20 protein-coding genes are annotated in these 18,273 nt (G+C 63.1%); 2 read left to right on the forward strand and 18 right to left on the reverse strand.

The genetic code is table 11. From position 1 onward, the window contains the following. Position 1: 1 nt before the first annotated feature. From trbC to B2G71_RS11150, 15 genes are all read right to left on the reverse strand, one after another. A complete protein-coding gene (gene trbC, locus B2G71_RS11080) occupies positions 2 to 802 on the reverse strand; it encodes a type-F conjugative transfer system pilin assembly protein TrbC (protein WP_098105844.1) in 801 nt (266 codons plus the stop codon). Next, complete coding sequence (gene traU / locus B2G71_RS11085) at positions 799 to 1,815, reverse strand: conjugal transfer pilus assembly protein TraU (protein ID WP_206049387.1); 1,017 nt, start codon at positions 1,813 to 1,815, stop codon at positions 799 to 801. Before traU ends, trbC begins: the two co-directional genes overlap by 4 nt. Continuing rightward, positions 1,815 to 2,093 (reverse strand): hypothetical protein, encoded by a 279-nt coding sequence (locus tag B2G71_RS11090; RefSeq protein ID WP_098105845.1) that lies wholly within the window; start codon positions 2,091 to 2,093, stop codon positions 1,815 to 1,817. Before B2G71_RS11090 ends, traU begins: the two co-directional genes overlap by 1 nt. After that, the gene (gene traW, locus B2G71_RS11095; protein WP_098105846.1) at positions 2,090 to 2,746 is read right to left on the reverse strand and encodes a type-F conjugative transfer system protein TraW; all 657 of its coding nucleotides are present in this window, start codon (positions 2,744 to 2,746) and stop codon (positions 2,090 to 2,092) included. Before traW ends, B2G71_RS11090 begins: the two co-directional genes overlap by 4 nt. After that, positions 2,743 to 3,261 carry a S26 family signal peptidase gene (locus B2G71_RS11100; RefSeq protein WP_240530114.1) on the reverse strand — a complete coding sequence of 173 codons (519 nt, stop codon included), beginning with the start codon at positions 3,259 to 3,261 and terminating at the stop codon, positions 2,743 to 2,745. Before B2G71_RS11100 ends, traW begins: the two co-directional genes overlap by 4 nt. Then, positions 3,245 to 3,793, reverse strand: a complete 549-nt coding sequence (locus B2G71_RS11105) for a type-F conjugative transfer system protein TrbI (RefSeq protein WP_098105848.1) — start codon at positions 3,791 to 3,793, stop codon at positions 3,245 to 3,247. Before B2G71_RS11105 ends, B2G71_RS11100 begins: the two co-directional genes overlap by 17 nt. Continuing rightward, entirely contained in the window at positions 3,765 to 4,133 is a 369-nt protein-coding gene (locus B2G71_RS11110) for a hypothetical protein (protein WP_240530115.1), read from the reverse strand. Before B2G71_RS11110 ends, B2G71_RS11105 begins: the two co-directional genes overlap by 29 nt. Further along, the gene (gene traC, locus B2G71_RS11115) at positions 4,130 to 6,751 is read right to left on the reverse strand and encodes a type IV secretion system protein TraC (RefSeq protein ID WP_098105850.1); all 2,622 of its coding nucleotides are present in this window, start codon (positions 6,749 to 6,751) and stop codon (positions 4,130 to 4,132) included. Before traC ends, B2G71_RS11110 begins: the two co-directional genes overlap by 4 nt. Before the next feature lie 5 nt (positions 6,752 to 6,756). Further along, entirely contained in the window at positions 6,757 to 7,932 is a 1,176-nt protein-coding gene (locus B2G71_RS11120) for a hypothetical protein (protein ID WP_098105851.1), read from the reverse strand. Next, positions 7,929 to 8,789 (reverse strand): DsbC family protein, encoded by an 861-nt coding sequence (locus tag B2G71_RS11125; protein ID WP_240530116.1) that lies wholly within the window; start codon positions 8,787 to 8,789, stop codon positions 7,929 to 7,931. Before B2G71_RS11125 ends, B2G71_RS11120 begins: the two co-directional genes overlap by 4 nt. 11 nt (positions 8,790 to 8,800) lie before the next feature. Then, entirely contained in the window at positions 8,801 to 10,159 is a 1,359-nt protein-coding gene (locus B2G71_RS11130; protein WP_098105853.1) for a TraB/VirB10 family protein, read from the reverse strand. Then, positions 10,159 to 10,968, reverse strand: a complete 810-nt coding sequence (locus tag B2G71_RS11135; protein ID WP_098105854.1) for a type-F conjugative transfer system secretin TraK — start codon at positions 10,966 to 10,968, stop codon at positions 10,159 to 10,161. Before B2G71_RS11135 ends, B2G71_RS11130 begins: the two co-directional genes overlap by 1 nt. Then, complete coding sequence (locus tag B2G71_RS11140; RefSeq protein WP_098105855.1) at positions 10,965 to 11,537, reverse strand: type IV conjugative transfer system protein TraE; 573 nt, start codon at positions 11,535 to 11,537, stop codon at positions 10,965 to 10,967. The genes B2G71_RS11135 and B2G71_RS11140 overlap by 4 nt, the downstream gene beginning before the upstream one ends. A gap of 1 nt (position 11,538) precedes the next feature. Continuing rightward, positions 11,539 to 11,823 (reverse strand): type IV conjugative transfer system protein TraL, encoded by a 285-nt coding sequence (traL, locus tag B2G71_RS11145; protein ID WP_007016042.1) that lies wholly within the window; start codon positions 11,821 to 11,823, stop codon positions 11,539 to 11,541. A 72-nt stretch (positions 11,824 to 11,895) separates the two neighbouring features. Further along, the gene (locus B2G71_RS11150) at positions 11,896 to 12,210 is read right to left on the reverse strand and encodes a hypothetical protein (RefSeq protein WP_098105856.1); all 315 of its coding nucleotides are present in this window, start codon (positions 12,208 to 12,210) and stop codon (positions 11,896 to 11,898) included. A 338-nt stretch (positions 12,211 to 12,548) separates the two neighbouring features. Here B2G71_RS11150 and B2G71_RS11155 point away from each other — a divergent pair, with 338 nt between their 5' ends. Together B2G71_RS11155 and B2G71_RS11160 are read left to right on the forward strand one after the other, a co-directional pair. Beyond that, positions 12,549 to 12,917, forward strand: coding sequence for a hypothetical protein (locus B2G71_RS11155; RefSeq protein WP_098105857.1), 369 nt, complete (start codon positions 12,549 to 12,551; stop codon positions 12,915 to 12,917). A gap of 90 nt (positions 12,918 to 13,007) precedes the next feature. After that, the gene (locus tag B2G71_RS11160) at positions 13,008 to 13,529 is read left to right on the forward strand and encodes a hypothetical protein (RefSeq protein ID WP_098105858.1); all 522 of its coding nucleotides are present in this window, start codon (positions 13,008 to 13,010) and stop codon (positions 13,527 to 13,529) included. 34 nt (positions 13,530 to 13,563) lie between these two features. On the opposite strand, the gene B2G71_RS11165 is transcribed toward B2G71_RS11160, so the two are convergent. From B2G71_RS11165 to dmeF, 3 genes are all read right to left on the reverse strand, one after another. Next, on the reverse strand, positions 13,564 to 14,424 hold the full coding sequence (locus tag B2G71_RS11165; protein ID WP_098105996.1) for a lytic transglycosylase domain-containing protein: 861 nt from the start codon (positions 14,422 to 14,424) through the stop codon (positions 13,564 to 13,566). 400 nt (positions 14,425 to 14,824) lie between these two features. Next, the gene (locus tag B2G71_RS11170; RefSeq protein ID WP_098105859.1) at positions 14,825 to 16,870 is read right to left on the reverse strand and encodes a TonB-dependent siderophore receptor; all 2,046 of its coding nucleotides are present in this window, start codon (positions 16,868 to 16,870) and stop codon (positions 14,825 to 14,827) included. A gap of 418 nt (positions 16,871 to 17,288) precedes the next feature. After that, complete coding sequence (dmeF, locus tag B2G71_RS11175) at positions 17,289 to 18,236, reverse strand: CDF family Co(II)/Ni(II) efflux transporter DmeF (protein ID WP_098105860.1); 948 nt, start codon at positions 18,234 to 18,236, stop codon at positions 17,289 to 17,291. Positions 18,237 to 18,273 lie beyond the last annotated feature (37 nt).

Genomic DNA, 18,273 nt, shown 5'->3' on the forward strand with positions numbered 1-18,273 from the left:
GTCACCTGGCCTTGCGCAGGTTGGCGAGCGCGACATGCGCTACTCCGGCGCCGGGGCCTCGCGCTTCGGCAAAACGCTCGAGCGCGTATTCGACGCTGACATTGCCGCTCATGCGATCGTGATCGGGAACGGCAGAGGCGCAATCGAACCCGTCGCACAGCTCATAGGCGCGGCTTGCCACGACGAAGGTCGGTGCGGCGTGGACGGAAAATGCCCGAAACAGGCGCGGGTCGATGGCGATATGGGCTTCCTGGCGCTCGTCGGTGACGACGCGCTTAAGCCCCTCGGCGAACGCCCGCGTGCTGCCTTTCGGAAATCCGCGAAAGACCACCACGCCGCCGGCCGCGCTGGTGTCCGCAATCAGGCGCGAGAGCGAGGCTTCGGGCATCGAGAGGCTGGCAAAGGCCACGAACAGCGGTCCCTCCCCCATCGGTGCTGAAGCATTGGCGGCAGCGCCCTCGAGGATCGCGTCGAAATCGACCGGACCGTCGGGTCCCCTGGGCAGGCTGGCCGGATCGATGCCCCGCATCGCGGCCATGGCCTCATCGCGCAACTCTTCGGCTTCGCGCGCATGTGGCAATTCGCGTCCTGCAAGGGCATCGACGAAGTCCTGCGCCTCGCTGGCCTGCCCCCCGGCGCGTGCCTTGATCGCGTCGAGATCGAGGCCATCGACAGTCTGGGTGACGCTTTGTGCGGCGGTCTGGGTCAGCCCCGCCGAGATCCCGGCGAGCGCCAGAAATGTGGCGGCAGCGATAATCCGCGGCGATCGGAATAGGCCGATAGAGAGACGTAACCTGTTCATAAAGCGCAGCAATTTCGCTTCCTCCACACGAGGTAGCCAAAATCCTCGCCCTTGACCGGGAAGGACTTGCCCGTGTGGGGAATGATCGTGGTCGCCCCGATCGGCGCGCAGGCGTAGCGGCCTTTGACGGTCGGGATCGGGTTGGTCATTTGCAGCCGGTACTGCTGCTTCCTCATCACCGGCATCAGGTACTTATGACACAGGGCCTTCGAGCCCATCGTCCCCCAGGCAAGCGCTTCGCGGTGCATCTTGTAGAGCATGCGTTCCGCCACGAGCCGCGAGGCCTGGACCGGCGTGACATGGGCCGCGACATGGCCGTTCAAGGGGTACATTCCCCCGTTGCAACCCGCGCACCAGAACATCTGGTCAATCGGGAGCTTGGCGGTCGCGGCGACACAGTCCGCGGCGCAAGCAGCGGTGGCGATGGGATTGGCGAACAGCGCGACTTCGGGATTGATGATCGAGGTAAGCGCGGAATCCTGCCAGAGCGGATCGAGCTCGGTCACATAGGCCACATCGAACGTCGTCTGCTCGAAGCAGAGGAAGTCCGTCAGGATCTCCATCCAGTAAAGCAGCGGATAGACGTAGTAGTGGGCCTGCCACTGCGAGGAGTTCTGCGTCTTGCCGCCGACCTGGCTGCGACCCTGGACATGGCCGTTGCCGATATCGAAGCCGGGGTTGAGCCGGATCCCGCCAAGGTTGGGAAAGCACCAGGACTTGTTGGTGACATCGACAAGCCGCACCGGCTCCCAGAATCCCACCGAGATGCCGATGCGCGGGATCGGCGAACCGCAGGCGCACAAGGGGAACGAGGGATTCTTGGGATCGGGCCGCGAACCTTTCCAGATGGCAAGCCCGCCGATCGAGAGCGGAAAAAGGCACGACCAGCACACGTCGGTGATCGGATTGACGAACTTGCCATGGCAGGTGACTGAGGCGCGGGCTGGTGCGGCGTCGAGACCCATCAGCGCGAGCGTGGCAAGCGCCGCCAATATCAGGCGCGGCAGCCGCATCACGCCTCACATTCCTGGTTCTTGGCCCGGTTCCAGGCGGCATCGGCATTCGTTTTGGCGCGCCAGTAGATGAATCCCATGACGGGCATGGCGATAAGGAGCAGAAGCGCCGGCAATGCGCCTAACGGGCCGACGAAGCCGACGATTGCTGGGTTGAGGACAACTGCGAGCAGGAGAGCAACGCACAGCAAGACCCATGCATGACGCAGGCGCCTCAACCTCGAGGTCTCCGGGGCGGCCATCGGCGTGGCCAGGAAAGCGAGCAGCGGATGGGTCATGAGGTCCCGCCTTTTGTGCCAAGCTGGACCTCGGTGACCCGGAGCGCCTTGCCTGCCGATGTGACGACGGCAGGCGTGTGGCGAATGCCGAAGCGCGCGGTCAGCCGGCCACCTTGGTCGAACCAGAACCGGCGCTGGTGCGGCTTCATCGCATCAAAGGGCGAGCCAGCGACGAAGATGATTTTGGCCCCTTCGGCGCTGTGGCTGCGCACGGCCCAGTCGACCTGCGTCTGGTCCGTTCCGTCAACGAAGATCAGGTCCTGTCCGAGCGCGACATGGTCGAGCGGATTAACCCGCGTGCCGCGAGCAGCGATCAAATTGCCCTTGTCGTCGCGAATGTCGGCTTCGAGCACGATCGAGGGGTCGAACAGCCATTGCCGCCGCTCGCTCGCGGCCGAAAGCCCGGCGACCGGTTTGGGACGCCGCACGCTCATCGTCGCCTGTTCCTGCATCCGGCGTTGCAGATCGGCGATCTGGCCCGAGGCTTCGAGTGTCCTCAGCCTTGCTTCGATGGTGGTGAGCAGGTCCTCCTCGATGATCGGGAAGGTCTGGCCCATCTGGCCATGGTCGGCGGCCTGCACCATCGAGATCACGGGCCAGCCTGCCGAAAGGGCGAGTCCAAGCCCCAACACAATGCGATGGCGCGGGTTCATAGCACCGATTCCCCGGTGCCGACGATCCTGTCCCGGCAGACAAATCCCACATCGGCATAGCGGCTGTCGAAGCCGTCGGCATGCGCGGTGCCCAGGTAATAGCAATGCTCGGGGATGCGGCCCACCGGTCCGGGCTCCAGCTTTTCGCCGCGTTTGCTGAAGGCCTTGATCCTTGCGACCTCGCGCCCATCGATCAGCACGACGGGTCCGTCGCGTGTCACCACATCGCCCGGCATGCCAAGCACGCGCTTGGCGAAGGGTGTTGGCACCTTCCCGAAATGCGCAACGATCAGCGGCGTGCGCGGCGGATTGAACACCACGAAGTCGCCGCGCCGGGGATCACGCTGCCGGTCGATCCAGAACGCCCAGTTGGGGAGCGACTGGGTCGTATTGATGAGCAGCGCATGATCGTCGCGCCAGGCGGCGAGCGCTGAACTGCCCGCAAGGCACAGGCCCAACCCGCCGACCGCCAGCCAGCGCCGGGCCTGGCGCGAGGGTTCACTGGGCGGGGCCACTGTCTGCCTCCCCGGCGGGTCCGGCCATGGCGGCGCGCATGGCGCCCATGACATCGCTTCCATCGGCCGCAGCAGGCTGCGGCATGCGGACCTTGGTATAGATCTCGCGGCGCAGATCGGCAGTGATGTCGGGAACTTCGCCGGCGAGCACGGCTTCGCCCACCAGCACGATCTGGCCTGAGCGGTCCCGCGCCTTCAGGCTGCGCTCGATCTCGGCCATGAACGCGCGAGTCTCCGCGGTTACCTGGTCGGGCAGGGTTGCCGAGCGCGCCTGGGCCTGGACATATTCGCCGACGATACTGGAGAGCTGCACCTTGGCGATCGGCGGCAGACCGGCATCGGCGAGAAGTTCCCTGGTTACCCACGCGCCCCACAGGCCCGCCGCGACCAGCGCGCTCACAAGCGCGACCGGGACAAGGTCAAGCTTGCGGGGCGTATGGCGCCTGGGCTTGCGCGCCAATGGATCGGTCTCCTCTTCGGACCTATCATCGAACAGCGGCCCGTTACCGGCCGGCGGCATGTTCCTGGCCATCGGGCCTCTCCTTGCTGGGTGCAATGAACGAGATGAGCACGGGCAGGCGCAGCACGGCGACAACGAGGAACACCGCGCCCGAAGCGAGCCAGAACTGCGCGCGGAACGCGGCCTGGCGCAGCGGATCGGCAGCCAGGTAACGGCTCGCGAAGTTGTGGAGATGGAGCACCAGCCCCGCGAAGGTGAAATCGCCAAGCGCGGCAAAGAGCAGCGCCCAGCATGCGGCGACGAATGCCATGCACACCGCCAGCCACCCGCAAAGCCTGAGCGTCACATAGCAGGCCCTCGCCCACCAGCGATCTGACGCACTGTTCCGCGCGGAGGTTGCAGGCACGCTCACTCTGCAGCCTCCTGCTGGAAGCCGCCTGCAACTTCGCTTTCATGAAGATCAGGCGCGCCGGGTTCGAGCGGCACAAAATCGGGAAAGGCAATGCGCTCGATCGCGTCGGGCAGCGCCATGCCGCCATTGACCAGTTCTTCGATTGCGGAGAACACGCGCGGGCTCGAGGAATAGAGCGTGGCCGAATAGGGATCGAGCACGAGGCGGCCGACGCACAGCGTCTCGGGTCCCTTGATGAGCACGTCGGAATATTCGGTGCCGTTGCGCTTCAGGGACCGCAGCAGCGTTTCGGTATAGCGGTCCATCTCGAAGCGCTGGTGGCGCGCGAGATCGTTGATCGTCTCTTCCTTCTGCTGGAGCACCACCGACCAGTCGGAATTTTCGAGCGCTGCAAGCGAGCCTTCGGACTTGTAGAAATCATTGAGCGATTGCGTCGCAGTGACAAGCGCGCCGCCATATTTGCGGCAGGTGCGCGCATAGGTCTCGATTGCCTGGCCCATCTGGCCGCCGCCCAGCAGCTGCCAGGCCTCGTCGATCATGGTGAGCTTGGGCACCGAGCGGTCGAGATCGCGCATGACCCGGAGCGTCAGGAACATGAGCGCGGTGAGCGCCACCGAACGCAGTTCGGGCTTGGAGGAAAGGTCCGAGAGCTCGAACACGGTGAGCCCGGCGGAAAGATCGATCGAACAGGCGCCGGCAAAGAAGCCCCCGTAAGTGCCCCCTGTAAGGAACGGCGCCATGGCATCGGCGAGATCACCGGCAAATGGCGATGGCAAGGCGCGCAGCGCGGCAGCGACGTGGTCGATGGTCCCATCGCGCTGGTGTTCGCGCCAGACTGCGCTGACCGCCGAATCGATGAGCCCGCGTTCGGTGTCCGAGAGCCTGTCCTGCTGGCGCGCCATCTGCCCGACGATGGCCTTGAGCATGGCAAGGCATTCGACCTCGTAATCCTCGCCGTCCGCATCGTCGGTGAGCGCCGCGGCGTCGATCATGTCGAAGGGATTGAGCGAGAAGCCGGCAGACAAACGGAACTCGACGAAAGCGCCGTCGAAGGCCTTGGCCATGTGTTCGAACGAGCGGCCGTCATCGATGACGATGACCTTCGCGCCGGCTCCCGACATCGCGGCGCAGACATCCTGGAGGAACACCGATTTGCCCGAACCCGACTTGCCGAAGACCGCGACATTGTGATTGCCCGCCTGGTTCTGGAACGGCGACCAGAAGAAGGGTTGCCCGCGCCGTCCGACCAAGAGGACATGCGGGATCGTCCCGCCGAGCGGCTCGCCCTGGACCGGTGCGATGGCCGCAGCCGTTGTCGTCAGCATCGTGCGAAAGCGCTTCATGCGTTTGAGATCGGCGGAAAGCCCGTTGGGCAGCGACAGCGGCATGGCGGCGAGCAGCCCCATGACCTGGAGGTAGCGCTCGTCGATGAGGTCCCAACCGGCAGCCTTGTAGACCGACTTCACAAGCCGCTCGTTGACGTCGCCTTTGCCGAGTGGCGACAGCGCGCCGACGCCGTAGTAGACCTGCGCCAGCTTGCGCCCCTGGCGGATCTCGGATTGCACATATTGCCATTCGTCGCGCTGGTCGGAAAGCTGGGGCAGGAAGCGCGCTGAACGACTGTCGGCAAGGCTGGTCGTGCGCATGACCTTGAGGCCTGTGCGCGAGGCGACGGCTTCCTCGTCCTGGAAGGCCAGCGCGAGCACGGTCATGACGTTGCAGCCAAAGCGCAGCTTGTCGTTGACCATGTCGCCGATGATCTTCTGCACGTCCCAGGGCGCCCATTGTTTTGGCAGGTGTCGCACCCCAAAGAAGCGCCAGTCGAAGGCGTCGGGCACGACCTCGCCGATGACGGGCACGCCATCGAGCTTTTCGCCGGTCGGACGGAAGCGTTCGGTGCGCAGCACGATCCGCTCAGGGCTGACCTGGGTCTCCATGTCGCGGCGGATGCACTGGACGTTAATCGGATCGAGCTCGGAATAGTGTTCGGGCCGGTCGGCATTATCGACCGATGGGCAGAGGAAATCGTCAAGAAAGGCGATAAGCTCGACCGGACCCATTTCGCGCGCGGGTATCGAGAGCGCCTGCAAGGTACCCATGAGGCTTTCGCGCACGGTCGAAAGTACGTCGGCGCCGGTCGACGATCTGAGCGAGGCACCGACCGAAAGGATCACGCGGTGCGAACGCAGGTAGAAAGGCGCGTCACGCGAGATCGACATCCAGGCGCCGCGCCGCAGCCAGCGCGCGCGGTGCTCGGCGGCGCGGCCATAGACGCCCTTGGCGACAATACGCGGCATGACCCAGTCGGCGATACGCTCGCCTACCGAGGGGCTTTGCCAGTGGATCAGTTGGATTTCGCAGCCTGAGGGTACGGCGTCGGACAGGAATTGCGTCAGGATCTCGCCGCTGCGCTCGTCGGCGCCCATCATCGGCGCGAGTTCGAGGATGAACCCGATCGATTCCGTGTTGATGAACATCCGCGCCTTGGCATCGTAGCTGCGGTAGGGAAGCCAGTTCGACAGCATTGGCGCGCCGAGCAGCGGGCGCTCGGCCTCGGGCCGGGCGCTTTCGCCGAAGACGAGGTCGAGAAAGCTTTCCCAGAATCCGCGCCGCGCCATGGCTCTTAATCCTCCTCGACGGCGGGAAATGATGCGGGCGGGTTGGTCGCCGTCTGCTCGCCAGGCACCGAAGGCTGCGCAGGACTTGCAGGGCCCGATTCCGTCTGGGGTGCGCTGCTGCTAGTCGGCTGCGCGCCCATAGGCGATACGGCGGGTTCGCGCGCCACCGGAAGTCCGCCGGGCGCTTTGGCGGTCTGGCCAAGGCGCGCGTCGACTTCGGTCTTGATCGCATCGATCGGGTTGGCTGTACGCCCGGCATTGCTTCTTGCCCGGGCAGCAGCAACCACGCGCGCATCGGGCGGACCGGCAGGAGCAAGCGCGCTCACTGCTGGCGCCGGGTCGTGAGGCCCGGCTGACATTGCCGCCGGCATTTCGGGAATGGACGGGCCGGAACCCGGTGCCGCGAGCGCCGATGTTGGTGCAGCCCCTGAAAGCTGCATCCACCCGCCTTCGTCGGCGACCGTGTGCACGACGCGCGGCTCGTGGAAATTGCCCGCGCCATCGACATAAGAGGGAAACACGACCTTCAGGACGCGCCGCTCGCGATGGACCAGGTCAGGCCGCACCGCCGCCAGCCTTCCCCGGCCCTCGTGCGTGGCGGCAGAGGACCTGACGCTGGAATGTCGGGGTCGCCGCTCGAAAGTCGGCCCTGCCGGAAACCGTGTTTCGGGTGAAAGCGGCCGCGCGTTCTGAATGAGGCTGAGCGCCTGGTCGTCGATCACCGTCGATGGCGCGCAAGTACCGCCCGGCGCGCTGCACGAGAAGCTGCCCTTCACATTGCTACCGAGAAAGGCCGTACAGGCGGCCAGCTGCGTCGCGGCCAGTCCGACAGCAGCGATGCGCGCCGCGCGGGCAAGCCTCGAGCGTGGTTCGCAAGTGGCAAGTTCGCCGAGGCGGCAAGCGAGACTCCACAAGGCGAGCCCCTGGTCGAGCGTGAACTGCAATTCGGACAGGATAATATGTCCATGCGAGCGCCGCCACGCGCGTCGGCGCAGATGCGCGCATTCCCGCGCGGTGAGTACCCTGCCCTTGCCCTTCGAAAATGCGGCCGCCACATCGCGCCACAAGGCGATGGCCTCCTCGCGCCCGGGATTGCGCGCGAGTATCCGCACCTGCCCGTTTGAGCGCCGCCAAACCGCCTGGCGCAGGCTCGCTAGCTCCCTATTCGTCAGCAAGTTCACGAGACCGCTCCCTTGAGCCAGGTCTCGAGGAAGGCGCGCGGGCGGTAGCCTTCGATGACCGCGCCGTCCGAGCGCACGATGACTGGCGTCCCGGCAATCCCCTGCTCGCGCGCGAAGCGCTCGTTGGCATCGAGCGGCGAGGTGTCACAAGCGCGGGTGTCGGTAATCGGTGCACCGGCATAGGCGGCTTTGATCGCCTTGCGCCGGTCGCGCGCGCAGAACACCTGGTTGGCAAGATCGCGGCTGCCAAGCAGCGAGATCGGCCGCTCGATGACGCGCACATTCATCGCCTCGAGTTCGCTCGCCAGCGCGCGGCAGTAGCCACAGCGAAAATCGCTGAAGACCGTGACTGTCTTGCCCGAAGGATTGCCCCAGACGATGCCGCCGGCCTCGGGCAGTGCGGCAAGCGACATCGTCCGGGGGCTGCCGGTCGCAGCCGATCTGGCTGCGGCAGCCGTGCTGACCCCACGCCTTGGCGCTTCGACTTCCTCGGCTTCGCGCCGGCTTCCTGCCGCGCCGCCGACCAGGAGGTCAGGATTGACTTCGAGCAGGCGCACCGCAGTCAGGTCCTGGCGCGTCTCCATGTCGTAGACCCGCCCGATCAGGAGGTAGCGTGCGCTCCTGTCGACGTAGAAGAGCTGCGAGCCAGCGGTCACTTCGCAAATTCCATCGACCACCTGGCAATCAATCTTCGAGACCTGCGTTCGCGGCAAACGCGCCTTGAGCAAGTCGGCAACCGTCGCATCGGGATCGGAAGACTGCGCTCCCCTGCCCTCGCCGGCATTGGCCCAGACCAGCGAGGCGCCGCTCCCGAGCGCGATTGCCGACAGGGCCCAGCCAAGGCGTTTCCATTGCATCGTATCCCTCCTCATCCGTTGATGAACACGCCTTCGAGGAAGACGATCTCGACATCGATTCCGGTCGGCATTTCGATTACGGGCTGGTATTGTTCGGCTCGCTCGATCAAATATTTGGAGACCATATCGGCGGAAGTGGCGACGCCTTCTCCCAAGCCCCCTTCGAGTATCTCGCCAGTGCCGAGCCGCTGGCGCTTGCCGTCGACCGTCACATTGGTGCCGGTGAGGATCGAACTTGTGTTCGCCGAAAATCCGCGCCCGAACCCCCCGGCCAGCCCTGCGAGGAACGCCTGGCCGACCAGCGCGCCTTCGCGGCTTACCACCCGGCCACGGACTCCGGTCTTGCCGCCAAAAGCGATGAACCCCTTGACCTCGGATACCGCGTAGCGTCCGTTCGGCTGCGGGCAGGTCATGCGCTGGAGCTTGACGTAGACTTTCTCGGAAGAAAGGTCGCCGCGCGCAGCCCCGTTGACGAGACAGCCCGAGATATTGGTCGTGAGCAGGCGCCCGTTGTCATAGACCGAGCGCGCAGGCCCCGTGATGCGCAGCACCACCGGCAACGGATCGGTCTGGCTCTGGACGCCGGCATTGGCGTCGACGCCGACGATCACCCGCGCCAGAGCGATCGAATTGGGCGGCAGGTAATTGGCGCTGTCGGTATAGATCGTGTTGCCCTTGGGTACCGGCGATCCGTTGCCGCTCGGGCTTCCCTCGCCGAACGAGATCATGCTCACTTCGCTGCCGCGTCCCGGCAGGCCCGCCGCTGCTGCGGCCGCTTCTCCCGCAGGTGTCGTGCCATTGGCACCGCTGCGGGGCGAGCCCGCCACCTGATATCCCGGTGGACTGGTGCGCCCGTAGAGCGCGTTGGGTCCGCCAGCAGGCATGACCGGCGACTGGCGCGCGGCGGCGAGCGCTGCGCGCAGCTGCTCGTTCTCCGCCTGGTAGGCTGAGAGGACGCGTTCGGTCTCGGGCGAAACGCTTGCGCCCTGCTCGCGCGCCAGTTGGGCTTCGAGTTGGTCGGCGCGTTCGGCGCGCGCTGCCAGCGCGCGCATGTTGGTATCCATCGACATCATCTGCGCTTCGGACTGCGCGCGCCATTCCTTCTCGGCCATATTCTTGTTGACCATCTCGTCGACCGAGATGCCTGCGACCGCTTCGGTAAGTTCGGCCTCGCCCTTGCCCGGACCGTCATCGAAGATGTAGAGCGAGCCGACGATGAGCGCCGCTGCCCCCGCCCCGCCGAGCAGCAGCATTTGCTTGCGCCGCGCGGCATCATTTGCCGCCATGGCATCGCCCGGCGGGGCGGTATCGTCGTCATCGGGGACGTCGAGCGCCTTGGGCTTTTTCTGGAAGAGGCTTCGCAGGTCCATCAGCGTCCTCCGCTCGACTGGATGAGGTAGACGGCGGCTTCCTCGCCGGGGCCGATGGCGCTCACCGGGGTCATGAAGGCGAGGCTGCCGCGCGCGGCGAGCACGGTCTCATCGAGGTTCTGGGTCGCGCGCCCGGTGTTGCGCACCTTGAGGACGAGGCCCTTCAATTCCGCACCGCGCCATTCGCCGACCTGCTGCACTTCGAGCGGGCCAATCCGCACCGGCTCGAGCACCGAGGCGCGCATGTCATAGCCTTCGATAGGCTCGCCCCGGTACATCGCCTGCGCAAGCCGTACCGCTGCATCCTCGGGCGAGGTGCTCAGTTCCCAGTCGCGGGCGCGATCGCTGGCGATCGCCTCGTTGGCGACGAACACCTGCTCGGCTTCCTGCCCACGCACCTGGCAGACGAATTTGTAGACATAGCCCTTGCGGGTCGTGCCGAAGAACGAGATGGCGGCGCGAGGGAAACCGTCGGGCACCGAGATGTAGATGTCGCCGCGCACCGGCTCGTTGACGATCTTGAAGTCTTCGGCCGGATTACCGGTCGAGATCTTCGAGACCGAGGCGAACTGGTCGCCGGCCAGACTGATGCGGGTAAGGTCCTTCGCCGAGGCCACGCACTGCACCGTGCCGTTGTCAGCGGTGAACACGTTCTGGTCGGCAAGCGCGGGGCTCGCGAGCCCGGCCAGGCCAATCGCGATGAGCACGCTGCCCAGAGGTCGTCCAACGAAGGCGAGCGGCCTGCTGGCAAGGGCCGTTCCGGCACCCACCAGGCCCCAGGCGAGGTTCCACGAGATCGGGGCGATCATGCCTCGCCTCCGTTCTTGTCCTTATCCGTTACTTGTCCGAACCCGGCGAGTTTCAGGCTCACCCCCGAGTAGGACCAGACGAAGCGAAAGGTGCGCGCCTCGGCTGTCACTTCCTTCGAGCCGACGACGGTGTGCAGGATGCCGTTGACTTCGCTGGTCAGTTCCTGGGGGTCGACGCTCAGCTTTTCGATCGTGAAATACTGCGAGACGTTCGAGCCGTTCTGCTCGCTCATGATCTTCATCAGCTCGGCCTTCATGCGGCCGTGAGTTCTGGGATCGGTGATCTCGAGGATCGAATCCATCCAGTATTGCAGGTTCGACGGCGAGCGGTTGAGCGTCAACAGCGCCGCATCGCGGGTGACGAGCTCGAGATAATCCTTGTCGACATGGCTCGAGGACAGGGTTAGCGGTTTGGCGAGCACCGGCTGCAGCACCACTTCCTTATCGCGGCTTGCCGCGGTCAGCGTCAGCAGTACGCAGATGCCGAACAGCAGCGCGCAGCCGATCGCGAGGTGATTGCGCTGACGGAGCAGGCGCTGTGCCTGGTTGTGCGAGATCGAGAGGTCCATATCAGCCTGCCATCACGCGAAGGTGCGAGGGTGGCGTCGCCTTGAGGCCCATGAAGGAGCCCGGCAGGTACCAGTAGGCGGTATGGATGATCCACGAGACCGCGCGGCCTGCCTTCAACTTGCGCAATCCCCACCAGGCCAGCACGCTTGCAAAGAGCCCAATCAGAATATGTTGAGACAGGACGCCCCAGGCGAAGGGCACGATCATCGCGATGAACTCGTCGAGCGTCCAGAAGCCGATCAGCTCCGGGTCATCGAGATGTGCTGGGACCGTGTACCGGTTCATTGCCGCCGCCACCCTCTTGGCTGTTCCGGCGCGGGACCATGCGAGAACCCCTGGCCGGAAACGGTGAATGGTTCAGATCGTCGCGGTGACCGCGGCGGTGACGATCGGCACGCCCGTGCCCGCGCCGACGCCTACGCCGACGGGGATCGCGACCTGGCCGAGGCTGAAGCGGCCCGAGGCGAGCCCGACGATGCCGCCGGCGAGGCTGAGCACGGTGATGATCTTGCCGCCCGAGCCTTCGAGGAAACCGGTGAACGCGGTGAGCGCCGTGTTGAACGTGGCGTCCGCGCCGGCAAAGGCCGCGCTGCTTCCCAACAGCGCCGCGATCGCGACAGCTGCTGCGCCTTGCGCGAGCGCCCTTCCCTTCCCCTTGATCATCAATTGCATCGTCTCGTCCTTCCTGCTGCGTCAGCCGCGTTGTTGCCGGCCGGGTCAAAAGGACAGCGCTGGAACTCGCGCGGCAATCGGCAGTTGCAGCGCATCGCGTGTGCACCGCGATAGAATTGCCGAATCGGGAAAGGTTGAAAGGTTGGGATTTCCGGGATCGGAATTACCTGTGCCGGGTCGGGGGTCGCCGTCTCCAGAAATGGGAAATAGGTATTCCCGTCAAGGAAATAGCGGTTTCCAGGTTGGAAATTGCGGCCCGCGATTCGCCATCAGAGTGCTGCGACTCGGGAAATTAACGATTCTGGCTCATAATTGCGTCTGCATGGAGGCGCACGCGAATGCAGTCGGTGGCCGGCGGGACGCGCAACATACGCATAACCGTGAGCCGGGAGTGCTTCGCGCTCCTGGCCGAAGCCATGTGCGAATTTTCCAAGACCACAAGCCGGTTCCGGAGCTTGCGTTCGACAGTCCAGCACGCCTGTGAACGCGCGAAAAGCCTTACGTTTGCGCGCGAGGATGTCGAGAGGTTCCTCTCTCGTTATCCACTCGATGGACAGATCTCGATCTGGCTCGAAGTCAAACCCGACTGGATCGAAGATTATGATTGGATCCGCCATAAAATCGCGGATACCTGTGGCAAGGTCATGCACGACAGGGTCGTGATTGCATTCGTAGTCTGGCTTGCACGCACCAATAATCAATTCTGAATTGGACCCAATAGTTCGCAAAATTCAGCGTTTCACGCTCTTGACATCTTATGGTATCCCATAGAGCGATTGGTGCGGGAGGGTCTCTCAATGCCGCACCGAACCTTGACGCCGGAAACGGCCTTCAAGCCGAAGGCCCAGACGGCTGACGATTCCGCCTTCTCGTTTGCGCCACCAGTGCCGCGGTTGACCGAGCAGGATCAATACAGGCTGCTGATCACGGATCAAGCCGCGAAACAGGCGCTGCCGCTCGCCCATCTTGCCGATCGACTCGGTGTTGGCCGCTCACGGCTTCACAAAGTCTTGCGCCAGGGTGCAGCCCTAGTCGACGACCTGCGAGACCGTCTGTTTGAGGCGCTTGGCATCGATTACGTCCGGGCCAAGTTTTGTGTCGCGCTTCTCCATGATTTTACGGCCTATGACGATCCGGCCATCCTTCTTGTTTGCGAAGCCATGAAGGGGTTCTATTGCGAGGTCGTCTCTTGCCGGCGCGGCGAACTCCATGTTGCGATCCGCCCGCAGCTCATACACGAGGCTCTCGGCCGCGCATACGAGATGCTGCTTGCGCATCAGGAACGCGTACTCGAGGCCGATCGCTCGCTGCAGGACTGAAGGAAAAACGAGTTCGCAGCCTCATCGGTGGGCTTTACCTTGATCCGGTGTAGCCCATAAACTCTACGGTACGATAGGTGGAAGCGTTGACGGCAGACATTGCCGCCTGTGCGCGATCAACTGAAATTGAGCCTGGACGGTCAAGCTCTGCAAGACGGGCCAAGTCCGTCATGATCGCGCGCACGTAGTTAAGGGTTTCCGGAATGCGGGGAACAGTACCCTGTTGAAGCGTTCGCCGTTCTGGTCCGGCGTTGTAGGCAGCGAGCGCCAGATCAACCCGGCCAAAGCGTTCAAGTTGCTGGCGCAGATATCGCGCCCCGGCCCGCATGTTGGCGATAGGGTCGTAAGGGCGTGACAGGCCGAGTGCTCGCGCAGTCCCCGGCATGATCTGCATGATACCCATAGCGCCAGCACTGCTGATCGCTAGTGAATTGTAGCCGGATTCCCGGGCGATCACCGCATCGAGCAACCGTGCCGGGACGCCATTCTCGCAGGCGATATTGACAATCGCGCTGAAGTACGCGGCGCGGCGGGCCTCGACTGAGCGTGGGAGCCACCAGGTTGGGGAATATGACGCGTCTTTGCAGGCAGGACCGATTGTTTGAAGACCCCAGCGGGCCCGGCCTGATCCAGCGATCTGCGATGCCGAAATGTCGTAGGCTGACCGCAATGGCGCGGGAGGGGCATTGGCATGTCCTTCCGGGCGGCCTTCGAAGTATTCCCGCAACCTGCCAGAAATGGCTTCAAGGGCTTTGGTATCACTGGTTGGTGATGCGGATGTCTCTTCGATCGAGAGATTATGGCCAAATTGCAGCAGATCGACTTCACGCGCTGCGGATGGCATCGCCCCGCCAGCAAGCAGGATTGCGATTGTCACCAGCTTCAAGAATTTCATTTCACGCACCATGTGGCGCGTGCTTTCCCGAGGGATTGCGCGTACGCCATCAACCAAATCGAGTCGTTCGTGTCAACGGCGCGGGAAAGTCACTTTCATGCGCTCCTCGCCGTTGCAGCTATGCCGCGCGGGCCAGATGGCGAGCAAACCCTGATGTTATTGCTTCGGCGCAAAAGCAACCGAACATTCAAGGCTGCGTATCTGGCTCTGGTTGTCCGGACATTCGCATGGCTGAGCAACGACTCGAATTGTCTTCGGCTCATCGGGATTGGCAGCAGAGAAGATACCGCTCCATTGTAGGCATGAAGCCGGTGTCACTGGTACAAGCCGATAACAAAGCGAAGGCCCCCCATAGGGGACGACGTTGGACGCCATCCCCCGTCGAGGGCGAGCGCGCAGCCTAGAAACGCATGCGGGCGGTGAAGCGCCCATTGATCGGCGCGCCAGGCGTGATGTTATTGTTGTTGTGCGCGTCCGCGTAATAGGTTTCGTCGAATACGTTCTCGACATTGACCTGGAACTCCACCGTATCGTTCATCGTGTAGAAGAATGCCGCGTCGACCCGCGTGAACCCAGGCAGCCGTGTGGTTGTCGCGGAAGTGCGGTTGGCCGCGAACTGGCTGGACTGGTGAATGACGCCGAGCCCGAATCCGACTGATGGATTAAAGTCATACCGATTCCACAAGGCAAACTGGTGCTTTGGCACTTGACCAAGGCGCACGAACTCGTTGCCGCGTAGCTTGGCGTCCTGATAGGTATAGCCGCCGCTTATTTGCCAACCGGGAAACACCTGCCCGGTGACGGCGAGTTCCGCACCGTGCGTCCGGGTCTTGCCAGCAACGATGCTGGTTGCAGGGTTGGCCGGATTCGGCGTCGTGGCATTGGTCCGGTCGAGTTGGAACAGAGCGAGAGTGACGTTGAGATCGGGCCGAATGTCCCACTTGGCGCCGACCTCGTAATTGGTAAACTTCTCGGGGGCGAGATCCTCGTCGCTCGTCGAGAGCGTCAGGAACTGGTCGCCCGAGCGTGGAAGGAACGACTGGCTGTAGCTGCCGTAGATCGAGACATTCTCCTGCGGCTTCAGGATCAGGCCGATGCGCGGCGACCATTTCTCGTCTTTTCGGCCGAAAGGACGGTTGCCGTCCTGAATGTCGATACCCTTGATCTGAAACCGGTCGTAACGAAGTCCAACTACAAGATCGACGTGCGCCCCAAAGCTGATCTGGTCCTGTGCGTAGGCGGAGAAGAACTCGACGTCCGAAGTGCGGTTGCGGCTGATGGCCGGGAACGTCACCGTCGGGTAGACGATGTTGGAAAGGTCGAGCGTGCCGTTGGAGAGTGCCGCATCGCGACGCTGGTTGGTCGAACCCTGGTCGCCGTATTCAACGCCAAGCAATATCTTGTTGGCAAGCCCGCCGAAGTCAACGGCCGCGACCAGATTGCTTTGCGCAAGAAAATTCTGCCGTGTGGTCGGATCGGTATACCCTGAGAGTGCTACGGTGCCGTTTATTCCGGTCGCCGCGCCATTGGCGTAAACGTTGGTATAGTACTTGTCGTAGTCGCCGTAGAGCAGCGTTGTTGACCAGTTGAGGCCTTCGGCCAGTTCACCGTCCAGACGGGCCTTAACGATGTGGGCCTCGAGACCCGTGCGGTTCACGTCGGGCACACCAAAGAAAGTGTCGCGATGACCGGGCAGAGGCTCGCCGTTCAAAGACGGGATGCCGCGATCGGTAACGCGATCATCGTGAACGTACTCATAGGAAATCCCCGCCTTCCAGCCCGGGGCCAATTCGAACGCGATGTAGGGGTTCACCGCGTAGCGCTCGCCGTCGAAGAAATCGCGGTGGTTGTTCAGTTTCTCGTAGAAGGCGTTCAGGCGGAATGCCGCGCCTTCGGCAATGGGCGCGTTCACGTCGGCAGCGACTTCCCATGCGCCAAACGTGTTGATGCTGACCTCGCCGCCCATGAAGAAGCGGTCGGTGGAGGGTGTCTTCTGGACACGATTGACAATGCCGCCGCCGCCGCCCCGACCGAAGATGAGGGCATAAGGGCCTTTCAGGACCTCGACGCGTTCGATGTTATAGAGGTTCCGAAAATACTGGATGTCGTCGCGCACACCATCGAGGAAGAAGTCGGCGGTGGTGTTCTGCCCGCGCAACGTGATCTGATCACGATTGCCTTCGCCCTGGCCGATGGTGACGCCCGGGACGTAGCGAAGGACATCCGCAAGACTTCGATGTGCCTGGTCCTCGATCTGTTCGCGAGTTACGGCGCTGATCGTTTGGGGTACGTCGATAAGCGGCGTATCGGTCTTGGTTGCCGTAGCCGAGTCAATGGTGAGATAGCCATCGGACTTGCCAATGACGAGGATTGTATTGCCGCTTTCGTCGCCCGCCTCACTAGCGAGTGCGGTCCCGGGCAAGGCCAGCGTCGCGGCCGAAATCATTAGCAAGTTTCTCAAGGAATCCCCCTGTTGGTGCGTGATTGATCCGCAGCCGATTAGTGCTAATGAGAATGGGTTGCAATAATGTTATGAGGATTTCCTGCAGTTGCGGACAACAGGAGCTGTGCCGCAGTCCCGACCCGGGTTGCCTTGCTTGAAGCAATCAGGAATTGCCGGTGCAGATCGGCAAATGAGACTGGCTCCTGCGTTATCCCGACTAACCCACGCACGAATTCCTCGGCAAGCGGCTTTCAAGTCGCAGCAAGAATTTGGTACATCGGGCGATTGTGGCCGAAGCGATAGACGAGGAATGCGCGGCGTGGCTCATCTTCAACGCCTTCGTTCGCCAGCAAGTCGCGTAGGTAAAAAAGGCCCCGAGAGTGCTGGCTGGTGGCTCTACACTCGCGGGGAACCGAACTGATTAAGCCGCCCTGAGTTCAGGGTGTTCGCCCCGGCATTTATGAATTTCGACGGTGACGTGGACATATTCCTCGTGAATCAAGAGCCGGGCGGCATACTCCGTCGGTTCCAAGGGTTCAGCGGCAACGAGCGAAACAACCGCAGCATATTTCCCTGGTCCTACTCGCCAGATGTGCAGGTCGGTGACCGACGCGTCTCCATCTTCGATCGTCTCACGGACCTCGGCGAATTGGGCGCTATCGGCATCGGCATCGACCAGCACAGCCGCGGTATCCCGCAGCAAGGACCATGACCATCGCCCGATAACCAGCGCTCCGACAAGACCCATCGCAGCATCCATCCAAGCCCAGTCGAGATATCGACCGGCAAATAGTGCAATGATCGCCAATACGGAGGTCAGTGCATCGGCCAGAACATGAAAATAAGCGGATCGCAGGTTGTTGTCGGTATGCGTGTGGTCGTGACCGTGCTCGTGTCCGTGCACATGGTGATGAGCGGCACCTAATAGCCAAGCGCTCAGTAGATTGACGAGAAGCCCGAGGACCGCAATCCAGATGGCCTCGCTGTAAGCAATTGCCTGAGGGCTAATGAGGCGTTGGAATGACTCTACAGCGATCCCGATGGCGAAGATCGCCAATACCACCGCACTGGCAAATCCTGCGAGGTCGCCAATTTTACCGGTTCCAAGGGTGAACCTGGGATTGTCAGCGTGTCGCCGGGCAAACCAGTACGCGAAAGCTGCAACTCCAAGCGCGCCGGCATGCGTCGCCATGTGAATGCCATCGGCAAGGAGAGCCATAGATCCGGTCAACAGGCCAGCGACGATCTCGACGACCATCATCGCTGCGGTCAGCATTACGACATACCGCGTTCGGCGCTCGTTGGCGTCGTGATAGGCGCTCAGGAAATTGTGGCTATGAGCAAAGTCGCTCACGTCGTTGTGATGCATGAGAATACCTTGGTGACTACGATGTCTGATCGGAGAT

Origin of the sequence: Novosphingobium sp. PC22D, from assembly GCF_002556635.1 — a bacterium.
Taxonomy (GTDB): Bacteria; Pseudomonadota; Alphaproteobacteria; order Sphingomonadales; family Sphingomonadaceae; genus Novosphingobium.